This window comes from Flavobacterium sp., assembly GCF_043773265.1.
In the GTDB taxonomy this organism is placed as follows: Bacteria; Bacteroidota; Bacteroidia; order Flavobacteriales; family Flavobacteriaceae; genus Flavobacterium.
In genome coordinates, this window is record NZ_JAYVFH010000092.1 from 1 (window position 1) to 12,233 (window position 12,233).

A 12,233-nucleotide genomic window follows, 5' to 3' on the forward strand; every position below is an offset into this window, starting at 1 on the left:
ATGTTTGAAAAACTCGTGCTTCGTTAGGTAGAAGTAATCCAATATCCATAAAACTAGTTGGCATCAATGTAGTTGAAGCTCCATCTTGGTATAAATTTAGAAAATAAATGCCAGCTGGAATTTCTTCATTACTTGGATTTTTTACCTCTATAAAACTGTTGCCTTCACCATTATTGTATACTTGAGAAACATAAGGAACTACGCAAGTTTGAGTAATAATGATAGTGTCTGAAATTGTTATTTCGCCACAACCATTAGATAAATTATAGGTGTAATTAATAGTTGCAACTCCGGTTGGTAAATTAGTAGGGTTAAAAGTATAAATGTTATGGTCTAGTATAACACCATCGCCAGTAAAAACACCATCATTAGGAATTACACCTAGATAATCTGTTAAATTAGTTAGCTGGTTGGTTTGGCATATTTGGGTTGGTAGGTTTAATGCGTCGTTTGGTATTGGAATTAGAGATACGTTGTCTATGTAATAGTAACTTGTAACATCAAGATTTGACAAAGGAATGTTCTCAAAACTAACATTTTGAATTCCTCCTATATACAAGTATTCTTGACCTGCAATGTCACCAGTATTAAATTCGATATTTAAAGTATCCCATCCATTTACATTTGATGAAAATTCAACATTAGTTAGTAAAATTCCATTAGTTTCAATAGGCAAATCATAGTTGTTTGGATTTTGAAAAGGTGCATTAAAACCTAAATATGCTTGTAATTGAATTCTTCTGTTAATGTTGCTAAAACTTTCTGCCATTGAAACATCTAAATTTAATTTGTATGTGGAATTTGGCAATAATGGTTGCGCCAATCTAGTTGCTAATATTTCACTATATAAAATTTGTGTATTGTTAAGGTTTTGAATATAATAAATACCTGCATAAGCATTTCCCAAACCATTATTAACATTTTGATTTCCAGCAAAATTATTGGGTATACTCATATAAATAGTACCATTAGTGTGAGCAACAGCGTTAGTTCTATAATAGTCGCATGTTGCCAATTGATTTGCATTGGTCCAACCACAAGCTCTATTTATTTGACTAGTAACACTTGGTGGTCCAGGAGGATTTGCATTTTGTTCGAAATCACCATTTAAAACTAAATTACATGTAGATGGAATTGCACAATTAAAAGTTGAAGTGTTAGGTCCATCACCATTAGAATCAGCTGTAGACATTCCTGAAACAAAAACATAAATATAAGTAATATTTCCTCTATTGCCAGATACATTATCAAACGGAACATAACGCAATAAATGCATTCCTGGTATTGGGCTTTGAAAAATTATTGAAGCATTAGTATCGTTCCCAATTACATTTATATTTGAACCAGTAAAACTAATGTCTTCTACACATTCAAAACGAAGGTTGGCTGGATTGGTTGTAACATCGTTGGCCAATATTCTACTAGTTATTGGGTTTAATTGAATAGGAGTTGAAATGTTAACAATATAAGAAAAATCCAATCCATTTATTCCATCATTTATACCTGCAACAGTACTTCCGTTGCAAGTTGAACCACCATAATTAATAAAACTATATTGTGCGGCGTTACCAAAAGTTGAATTTAAACGATAACCCATATTACAAAGTGCTTCTCGCTCTTCGGGTTTAAGAAATCGCTTGTTTATACCATAATTATTAGCATTACTCATAACAAAATATAAATCGTTACCATTAGTTGCGCCTGCTGTTGTTGATGTGAAACATTGATCTTCAAAATGGCTTAAACTACTTCCATTTTCAAAACATTGAGGTGTGTAAATTGGAACATACACACTATCACCTAAAAAGCCAAGAGAATTTATACAAACTGTAGCATTTATTGATGCACCAGTATTAGTAAAATCTGCTGAATTGGTGCAATTGGGATGTAAAACATTTTGATCAACAGTAAACTGAAAATTATACATTTCATTACATGAATTTTGATTTGTGATTAAGGGTTTCGATTCATGGTCTACTAAAAAAGTATCATAACGAGAATAATAATCAAAATTTTCACCAAATTTAGAATTTCCATTAGCATCAATTAAACTAGCAAAACCTAAAGCATGGGTAACCTCGTGCAAAACCACAGTATACAAATCCAATTGATTGGAAAGTGCCGTGGCATTTAAATTTAAATTCCAATTAAGGTTATTAAAATTTATAGCCATCATACCATGATAAAAACTACCTAAGCCAGCAGTTGAAGTAATTGGAGAAGTTACATTGGTGTATGAATCGACTCCTGCATGAATAGTTTTCCAAATTTCATTATCGGCAATACTAAAATTAGTCGCTATTGATGTAGAAGGTAAATTGTAAAAACCAGTAGCAACGCCAAGTGTTTGCGATGATACATTTGGCACTTGACTGATATTGCGCACCCAAAAATTAATTCTTGTTCCAGCTGGTGCATTAATAAAATTGGATAAATCTTGAAAAACTTGGCATACCACTGCGCGTCTGGCAATGTGATCACTAATGGTAGTACTATTCATGCCGCTTCCATCTTCAAAATATAAATCAAAAATACCAGAACTACATAATTGCGTAGAAAATAAAATTCTTTCATTACTTCTAACATCTTTTTTGGGAGAAATTCTAACATCTTCAAGCGTTCTTTTTACTCCGTAATTATCAAATACAGTTTCTAAACTTCCTGCTGGACTATAGTTTAGCCCAACACCATTATTAGTTTGAGAAAATACAGTAAATACCGAGAACAATGTTAAAAAAACTAGTAACTTAAAATTTGTGCGTTGTGCGTTGTGCGTTGTGCGTTGTGCGTTGTGCGTTGTGCGTTGTGCGTTGTACCCATAATTACTAATTTTTTTAAATTGAAGTATAAAGGTAGTGAAGTATTTACTTTCTTACAAATAAAAAGTGAAAATTGTTAATAAAATAATAAACAAATGGCTATTTTATTGAAAAATATTCTATTTTTTAACTAATAATTTACCACTATACATCATGAAGTTTAAGTGTATGTATGAAAAAATTAATTCTTTCAAATAAAATTGGTTTACTTTTGCTATAAATCTAAAAACTTAAATTGCCCTATAACTTGCAATACCTCATGAATAAACCATTAATATTAGTAACCAACGACGATAGTATTTCTGCGCCAGGAATTAGAGCTTTAATTGCTGTTATGAACCAAATTGGCGAGGTTGTTGTGGTAGCGCCAGACAGTCCGCAGAGCGCAATGGGACACGCAATAACAATAAACAACACTTTGCATTTGAATAAAATTTCTATAGAAAATGCTGAAATTCTTGAATACAGTTGTTCTGGAACTCCAGTAGATTGTGTGAAAATGGCAGTGAATGAAATCTTGAAACAGAAACCCGATTTGTGTGTTTCTGGAATTAATCATGGTTCAAATTCGTCTATAAATGTAATTTATTCTGGTACAATGAGTGCAGCAGTTGAAGCCGGAATTGAAGGAATTCCTGCAATTGGTTTTTCATTATTAGATTATGATTGGAATGCCGATTTTGAACAAATAAAACCATTTGTAAAAAAGATTGCACAACAAGTTTTAAAAAATGGACTCACAGAAGGAACGGTTTTAAACGTAAATTTTCCGAAACTTAAAACTTCTGAAATTAAAGGAATAAAAATTTGTAGGCAAGCCAAAGCAATGTGGCAAGAAAAATTTGACAAGCGAGTAACACCATTTGGCAAAGAATATTATTGGTTAACAGGCGAGTTTATAAATCAAGATAAAGGTGAAGATACTGATGAATGGGCTTTGGCAAACAATTTTATTTCTATTGTTCCTGTTCAGTTTGATTTAACTGCTCATCATTCTATTGCAACTTTAAATACTTGGGAGTTTTAGCTCAGTTGTGAGTTTTGAGTTGTGAAATGGTTTAAATTTATAATTATACTTTAAATGAGAAAAATAGATTTACTAATAGGGTTTTTTATAGGAATTGTAACGACCGTTGTTGGAACAATTGCATTTTTACTTTTATTTACAAAATTCAATAAAATAGCAGATATAACAATTATTAGACAAGAAGGAATTCTAGGAAAAGTAATTACACTTGGTGCAATTTTAAATATTTTGGTTTTTTATTTTTTGCTAAAAAAAAACAAAGAATTAATGGCTCGTGGCGTAGTTTTAGCCACAATAATTTTAGCTATATTAACTGTAATTTTATAATATGAAATATTATATAATTGCTGGCGAAGCATCAGGAGATTTACATGGTTCTAATTTAATGAAGGAATTGTATAAAAAAGATACTAAGGCAGATATTAGATTTTGGGGTGGAGACTTGATGCAACATGTGGGCGGAACTTTGGTAAAACATTATCGTGAATTGGCTTTTATGGGATTTGCAGAAGTGATTTTAAATTTAAAAACTATCTTTAATAATATCAAAATTTGTAAACTAGATATCGAAAAATTTAATCCAGATGTAATTATTTTTATAGATTATCCAGGTTTTAATATGCGAATTGCAAAATGGGCTAAAGCTAAAGGAATCAAAACTCATTATTATATTTCTCCTCAAATTTGGGCTTGGAAAGAAAGTAGAATTGCAGCTATTAAAAGAGATTTTGATAAATTATATGTTATTCTTCCGTTTGAAAAAGATTTTTATGAAAAAAAACATCATTTTGACGTAGAATTTGTTGGTCATCCATTAATTGATGCCATTCATAATAGAAATAAAATTGATGGTGAACAATTTAGAACCCAAAATTCACTAGATGAAAGACCAATAATTGCAATACTTCCAGGAAGCAGGAAGCAAGAAATTTCAAAAATGCTAACACTTATGCTTAGTGTTGTTGGTGATTTTAATGAGTACCAATTTGTAATTGCTGGAGCGCCAAGCCAAGAATATGAATTTTATAAACCGTTTATTAAAAGTAAAAACATAAAATTTGTTACCAATAAAACTTATGATTTATTAAGTAATTCTCATGCAGCACTTGTCACATCTGGTACTGCAACTATAGAAACAGCATTGTTTAAAGTTCCAGAAGTTGTTTGCTACAAAGGAAGTTGGGTTTCTTATCAAATTGCTAAACGAATTATTACTTTAAAATATATTTCTCTTGTAAATTTAATTATGGAGGAAGAAGTTGTTACAGAATTAATTCAAAATCAATGTAATCCTAAAAGAATAAAAGTAGAGCTAAACAAGATTTTAGATGACAAAAACAGAAAAATACTACTCGAAAAATATAATTTATTAGAGAAAAAACTTGGCGGAATTGGAGCAAGTGAAAAAACCGCAACTTTAATTGTAGAAGATATTCTATAAGATTTTTAAAATTCTATCGTTATCTTTGCAAAAACATTTTCATTTGAAACAAATTTCTTACATAATATTGCTTTTTATATTGGTTACATCATGTAAACCAACTTCGTCAACTATTATTACTTCTAAAAAGGAAGCAATTAAGAAAAATAAATACGATACCAATTTACCTTCAAAAGTTGCAACTACAGATAAAAAGATCAAAACTGAAAAAATAGAAACTTCTAAAAAAGCTTCTAAAAGAAATTCAGTTAATAATGATAATGATTCAGATATAATTTCTTCATCAGCAAATGTTCCATATTTGTGTGAACAATTAGTAAATAATGCCTCAGACAATATTGGTAGTCCATACAGAACTGGAGGATTAACCAAAGCTGGTTTCGACTGCTCAGGATTGATTTATTCTACTTACAAAAATTTCAATATTAGTTTGCCAAGAACTTCGACAGAAATGTCAAGATATGGTAGAGTTTTAAATCGTGGTGAAATTAGAAAAGGTGATTTGATTTTTTTTAAAACCAATGGTCGAAACCAAATAAACCATGTTGGATTAGTTGTTGATGTAAATGATGGCGAAATAAAATTTGTTCATTCATCAATACATGGTGGTGTAATTATATCTTCAACCAAAGAAGATTATTACAGAAAAGCGTTTGCTCAAGTAAATCGTGTTGTAGAATAAATTATTAAATATTTTAATTTTTTGTAGGAAGTTTACTTTTTTTATATACTTTTATGAAAATGAAAGTATTACGTTTTCCGTTAGTAAAAACTACAATCTGCTTTGTGTTTGGGATACTATTTGCTCAAATCACAAAACCACCTTTTTCAATTTCTTTAATTTTAGTTCTGCTAAATTTATCAGTTCTTTTTTATTGTTTCATTTTTTCTAAAAAAGCTACGTTATATAAAACTTTATTTGGTTTATTTACCTTGTTATCTTCCTTCTTTATTGGAAATTTCACTTTAGTTTTTAACAATCATAGTTTAATTTCAAATCATTATTCTAATCAATTATCAGCTTTAGATGTAAACCATACATCAGAAATTATAATTAGAGAAAAATTAAAAAACACTATAAACAACGATAGATATATTGCTGAAATAATTTTGTTGGACAACAAAAAAAGTTATGGAAAAATTATTTTAAACATAAGAAAAGATAGTGCTTCACATTTGTTAGAATTAGGTTCGCGTCTCAAAGTAATTGGTTCATTTTATAAAAATAGAAAACCTAACAATCCAAATCAATTTGATTATGGAAAATATTTGCAGAACCAACAGATATATGCACAAATTTATGCCGATGCAAGCGACATTAAAATTGGAAAAAATGTTGATAAAACTATAACCTATTATGCAAGCAAACTTAGGAATAGAATTATTAGAAATTTAGAAAAAAATCACTTTAATAAAAAAGAATTAAGTGTTGTAATTGCGTTAATACTTGGACAGCAACAAGATATTTCACAAGAAGTTATAAACGATTATCAATATGCTGGAGCAGTACATGTATTGTCGGTTTCTGGTTTGCATGTTGGCTTTATTTTGATGTTTATTACATTTTTATTGAAGCCAATTCCGAACACAAAAAGAGGTTCTACTCTAAAATTAATACTTGTAATAATATCACTTTGGTCATTTGGGATTTTGGCTGGTTTAGCACCATCAGTTGTTCGTTCTGTAACCATGTTTTCTTTTGTTGCAATAGGAATGTTCTTGCGAAGAAGCATTAATATTTATCATACTTTATTGGTTTCTGCCTTACTGATTTTATTATTTCAACCTTCATTTTTATTTGATATTGGTTTTCAATTGAGTTATATTGCTCTTTTCTTTATAGTTTGGTTACAACCATTATTATCTTCAATTTGGACTCCCAAAAACAAAATTACAACTTACTTTTGGGACATAATAACAGTTTCATTTGCAGCACAAATAGGAACTTTTCCTTTGAGTATTTATTATTTTCATCAATTTCCTGGTTTATTTTTTGTTACCAATATTGTCATTTTACCCATGTTGAGTTTAATTCTTGCTATTGGTGTAATTGTAATGTTGCTTGCAGCTATCAATTTTGTTTGGTTACCATTGTTAAAATTATTAGAATATAGCATTTGGTTTTTAAATAAAATAATTGCTTGGGTAGCATCGTTTGAAGATTTTGTTTTTAGAGATGTCCCTTTAAATAAATTTATGCTTTGGAGTTGTTATTTATTAATTTTTAGTGCCATTATTTGGTTCAAAAAACCAACTTATAAAAAACTACTTATAACTTTTTTTGCAATAATTATTTTGCAATTAGTGGCTATTGAAGCTAAATTTTCTAGTCAAAACAAAAGTGAATTTATAGTTTTTAATAAAAAGAAAAACACCATTATTACCCAAAGAAGTGGTGACAAAGTCATACTAAACAGCAATGACAGTATTCTAAAAACTATTAATGATAATTTAGTGCTAAAATCCTATTTAGTGGCAAATTATTGCAAAATAAAAAAGAAGAAAATAGTGTCTAATTTATACTATTTCAACAATAAGAAAATTTTGATAATTGACCATTCATCAGTTTATTTGGAAGATGAAAAACCTGATGTTGTACTTATAACAAATTCACCAAAACTAAACTTAGAACGCCTTTTCAAAATCTGGAAACCTAAACAAGTTGTTGTTGATGCAACTAATTTTAAAACCTACATAAAAGCATGGAAAACAACTTGCAGAAAAGAAAAAATCCCTTTTCATGATACTACAGAAAAGGGATTCTTTAAATTATAATTAGCTTTTTACTTTTTAGCTTTTTTTGTTTTCTTAGTTGTAGGATAAGGAATAAATTTTGCAATTATTTTATCTGCTCCAGCCAACCAAGTAGTTGGTCCTCCAGCAACATAACCTGTGCTTCCAAGTTGTTCAAAACTTGTTTTTCCATCTATTGGTTCACCACCTTTTGCAAACCAAACTGTTGGATAACCTCTAACAGCAAAAAACTGTTGCAATTGCATATTTTGATTTTTTATTGTCTCAATTTGAGGTGTTTTTCTAGGAAAATCTAACTCAACCAAAATCACTTTTTCTTTTGCCCAAGCTTTAAATTCTGGTGTTGTAAAAACTTCTTTTTGAAGTCTAATACACCAACCGCACCAATCACTTCCTGTAAAAAAAAGAAACAATGGTTTATTTTCTTCTTTAGAAATTGTGATTGCTTTATCAATGTTGTCGTGCCATACCAATTCTTCCTCAACTTTATCTACTTGCTTTTTTGAAGTTGAACAACTATTTAAAATAATCGAAACACAACCAAAAGCTAAAAACAAATATACTTTTTTCATAATTATTTTATTTTCAATTCATTTAAAAGTTGTTCGGGATTTCTATAACCAACTATTTTATTTGCGATTTCGCCATTTTTATTAAAAACAACCATAGTTGGATATCCTTGTAATTTCAAAAATTGTGTAAATTCATGCATACTATTACGACCTGTTTGTCCTTCAATAAAATTTGGATTGCCGTATTTTTTTCCATTAAAGTTAACTTCCGACTTTCCTTCGGCATTGAATTTTACAGCATAATAATTGGCTGTAATTTCATCTACAAATGCTTTATCGTGAAATGTTTGTTTATCTAACATTTTACATGGTCCACACCAATCGGTAAAAACATCCATAAATATTGGTTTTGGAGTTACTTTTTGCAATGCCAAAGCTTCATCAATTGTAAGCCATTTTATTTCTTGAGCTTGCGATACAAAAATTCCTATTGTCAGGAATAATACGATAAATATTTTTCTCATTTTTATTTTAGTTTGAACTTAAAAGAAAGCTCATTAATAATTTTATTAACTTTCAAAAATAGTGCCGAAAATAATAAATTTATTTTGCTTCCTGCATAATTTTTTTTAATAGTGGTGAAATAAGAATTAATAAAACTCCAGCACCAATTGCAATGTATCCAATACTTTGATAACCATCTGTATATTGTATAAGCTTTTGAGAATTGGTTAAATTTTCTCCTGTAGAATCGCCTTTTGCTAAAGCAGCACCAATTAATCCTGCACCATATTGACCATAAGCACTTGCTAAAAACCAAGTTCCCATCATCATTCCTGTTAACCTTTTTGGCGAAAGCTTGGTAATCATAGATAGTCCAATTGGTGATAAACATAGTTCTCCAACACTTATTACTAAATAGGCAAAAAGGAACGTCCAAAGAGGTGTTAATCCATTAGGAGTTGCAATAAATTTACTCCAATAAAAGATTAGAAAACCTAAACCCAATATTAAAAATCCTAATCCAAACTTAACAATTGTATTTGGTTCTGCTTTCTTTTTACTTAAATAAATCCATAAAAAGCCAATTACCGGTGCTAGTGCAACAACCCAAAGTGCATTTATAGAATTATTAACTTGTGTCATGTTCAATCCTTGATTGTTTACATTTCCATTAGCATAAAAATTTAAAGAACCTCCACCTTGCTCAAAGAATGACCAAAATAATGCTGAAAATAAAATTAATATAATTGCAACTAATAATTTTCCAAATTCTTCTTTTTTTACTTTTGATAAAATTATTCCTAGATAAATTAAAATAATAATAGCAATTGTAATCATAAATAAATCACTAAATTGAACTAAATAAGGCAATAAATTTCCTGATTCATCTTTTATTAATACACCGTTAGCATCTTTCAAATTTCCAAAAAGAAATGTAAAATCAATATCAAATGGATAATATACCATAATAAAGAAAAACGGAATAAATAACAATGAACCTAGATAAACCATCAAATTATTAGAAATTCCTAAAGCTGATTTTTCAAATAGTTTTTCAGGAAATGGAGGAAGTCCAATTGGTCCCAAATGCTTTTGGGTTTTCAAGAATAATCCCAATCCCATTAACATACAAACTCCAGAAAGAGCAAATCCTAGTGACCAACTAACTGATGTACCAATGTAAGCAATAGTAAGTCCACTTAATAATGCTCCAATATTTATTCCAGAATAAAACAATGAAAAACCTGCATCTCTTCTTGGATCGTCATCTTTATATAAAGAACCAACCATTGTTGATATATTTGGTTTAAAAAATCCATTACCAACAATAAGTATACTAATTCCGAGATAAAAACAAAAAGCTCCAGGAATTGCCATAATAAATGTGCCAATTGCCATCAAAATTCCACCCCAAAAAACAGATTTTCTAAAGCCGAAAATTCTATCTGCAAACATTCCTCCTACAAATGCCATTGCATAAATAAATGCTTGAATTAATCCATATTTTTTATTAGAAGTACTTTCGGCATTATCTCGGTATTTTTGTTGCGAAGTTTCAATATAATATCGCGGATGATCTTGAGAAAGTTCTTCTTTATTTTGTGTTTGAAATTCTAATTTTTTAGATTCTAATTCGATTTTAGACAACGGATTATAATCGGTAGACAATATAAGATGCGAAATATAAAGTGCTAATAAAGCTCTCATTCCGTAAAAGGTAAAACGTTCCCACATTTCTACCATAAACAAATGCCATAATTGCTTTGGATATTTTCCTTTAAAATTTTGTATATCTTCTAGAGTAAGATTGTTTTCCATTTTTAAATTTGATTAGGTAACAAATATAAAAAAACCTCTGAAAAATCAGAGGTTTTAAATTTATTTATAAAATGTTATTGAACATTATTTTCTTTCATAACTCCATTTAACCATTTTAACATTAGAAACAATGCAACTGCTGCTGCTAATACTAATCCGAAGTTTAAATAGAAGAAATTTTGTTTTTCTGGCATTGATTCCCATAGTGATGATAACATTCCAGATAGCTTATTTCCTACTGAAATTGCTAAGAAAAATCCACCCATCATTAATGCCGTAATTCTTGGAGGTGAAAGTTTAGAAACCAATGATAATCCCATTGGAGAAAGACACAATTCTCCTACAGTAATTACGCCATAAGAAGCAATTAACCACCAAGAACTTGCTTTCATTGTCATATCATTAGTTGCAAAAACAGCTCCAACCATAACTAAAGCTGATAATGCAGTAATAACTAAACCTAAAAATATTTTTGTTGGTGTACTTGGTTCTTTCTTTTTTCTTCTCATAAAACCAAAAAATCCAACTACTAATGGAGTTAAAACTACTACCCAAAATGGATTAATTGATTGGTATAATTCTGTTGAATATAATTTTAAATTGGTTCCTTTGGCTGGAACTTGATCTCCTGGTAAAGTAGCAAAATATTTTCTTGAACTTTCCAATTGACCAATTTCATTAGAAAAAGCACCTTTTGCTTTTAATTCTTCGGCAGAAACTGATGGCATTGCTTCTTCTTTGGCACGCATTTCTTTAATTGTTGCATCAAATGTTGTTTGATCTGATGAAACTATATCATTATTTACAACAACTTGTGCCATACCTACTTTATCTGCAACATTAGAAACTGAAGCTGGCATATTTCTATCTGTATGATCTTCTGCCCAAACGGTTAAAGCATCACCATTTTGATGAAAAATTGCAAAGAATAGAATTACACATGTAAAAACTGCAAGAAGTGCTTTTATTGCTCTACTTTCTTTGGCTTCGGCAGTAAATGCAAGATAAATAAAGAATCCTATAACTGGTAAACAACCAATAATAAAAGCATCATTAGTATCTGAACCTAAAAAATTTCCAGGAATCATATATCCAATTATTCCAAAAATAAACATTGGAAGTACTGTTAAGCCAAGTATTTTAGAAGTTGGCATATCTCCAGCTTGTACTGGTTTTACAACATCAACATGTTTTATGTGTTTTGTACCTATTAAAAATATTGCAACACCTACTAACATTCCAACTCCGGCAGCGGCAAAAGCGTGTCCCCAACCATAATTGATTCTCATGTATGCTGCCACAAAGTTACAAATGAAAGCTCCAATATTTATTCCCATATAGAAGATGTTATAACCTGC

General features: G+C 29.7%; 10 protein-coding genes. 5 read left to right on the forward strand and 5 right to left on the reverse strand.

Going from position 1 to position 12,233, the window contains the following annotated elements:
* On the reverse strand, positions 1 to 2,728 hold a 2,728-nt coding region (locus tag ACH2BO_RS04770), incomplete at its 3' end, for a hypothetical protein (protein ID WP_395043606.1).
* 350 nt (positions 2,729 to 3,078) lie between these two features.
* Here ACH2BO_RS04770 and surE point away from each other — a divergent pair.
* From surE to ACH2BO_RS04795, 5 genes are read left to right on the forward strand one after another with little or no spacing between them, the layout of a single operon-like run.
* Positions 3,079 to 3,846 (forward strand): 5'/3'-nucleotidase SurE, encoded by a 768-nt coding sequence (gene surE / locus ACH2BO_RS04775; protein ID WP_395043607.1) that lies wholly within the window; start codon positions 3,079 to 3,081, stop codon positions 3,844 to 3,846.
* Between the two features lie 54 nt (positions 3,847 to 3,900).
* Positions 3,901 to 4,173: a hypothetical protein gene (locus ACH2BO_RS04780; RefSeq protein WP_395043608.1), complete on the forward strand. Its 273-nt coding sequence runs from the start codon at positions 3,901 to 3,903 to the stop codon at positions 4,171 to 4,173.
* A 1-nt stretch (position 4,174) separates the two neighbouring features.
* Complete coding sequence (lpxB, locus tag ACH2BO_RS04785; RefSeq protein WP_395043609.1) at positions 4,175 to 5,287, forward strand: lipid-A-disaccharide synthase; 1,113 nt, start codon at positions 4,175 to 4,177, stop codon at positions 5,285 to 5,287.
* 43 nt (positions 5,288 to 5,330) lie between these two features.
* Positions 5,331 to 5,969, forward strand: coding sequence for a C40 family peptidase (locus ACH2BO_RS04790; RefSeq protein WP_395043610.1), 639 nt, complete (start codon positions 5,331 to 5,333; stop codon positions 5,967 to 5,969).
* A 59-nt stretch (positions 5,970 to 6,028) separates the two neighbouring features.
* Positions 6,029 to 8,062, forward strand: coding sequence for a ComEC/Rec2 family competence protein (locus tag ACH2BO_RS04795; RefSeq protein ID WP_395043611.1), 2,034 nt, complete (start codon positions 6,029 to 6,031; stop codon positions 8,060 to 8,062).
* 8 nt (positions 8,063 to 8,070) lie between these two features.
* On the opposite strand, the gene ACH2BO_RS04800 is transcribed toward ACH2BO_RS04795, so the two are convergent.
* The 4 genes from ACH2BO_RS04800 to ACH2BO_RS04815 form a co-directional block, all read right to left on the reverse strand.
* Positions 8,071 to 8,613 carry a thioredoxin family protein gene (locus ACH2BO_RS04800; protein WP_395043612.1) on the reverse strand — a complete coding sequence of 181 codons (543 nt, stop codon included), beginning with the start codon at positions 8,611 to 8,613 and terminating at the stop codon, positions 8,071 to 8,073.
* 2 nt (positions 8,614 to 8,615) lie between these two features.
* Entirely contained in the window at positions 8,616 to 9,077 is a 462-nt protein-coding gene (locus ACH2BO_RS04805; protein ID WP_395043613.1) for a thioredoxin family protein, read from the reverse strand.
* Positions 9,078 to 9,156: 79 nt separating this feature from the next.
* Positions 9,157 to 10,875, reverse strand: coding sequence for a peptide MFS transporter (locus ACH2BO_RS04810; RefSeq protein ID WP_395043614.1), 1,719 nt, complete (start codon positions 10,873 to 10,875; stop codon positions 9,157 to 9,159).
* Positions 10,876 to 10,949: 74 nt separating this feature from the next.
* Positions 10,950 to 12,233: peptide MFS transporter (locus ACH2BO_RS04815; protein WP_395043615.1), on the reverse strand; the 1,284-nt coding region annotated here is incomplete at its 5' end.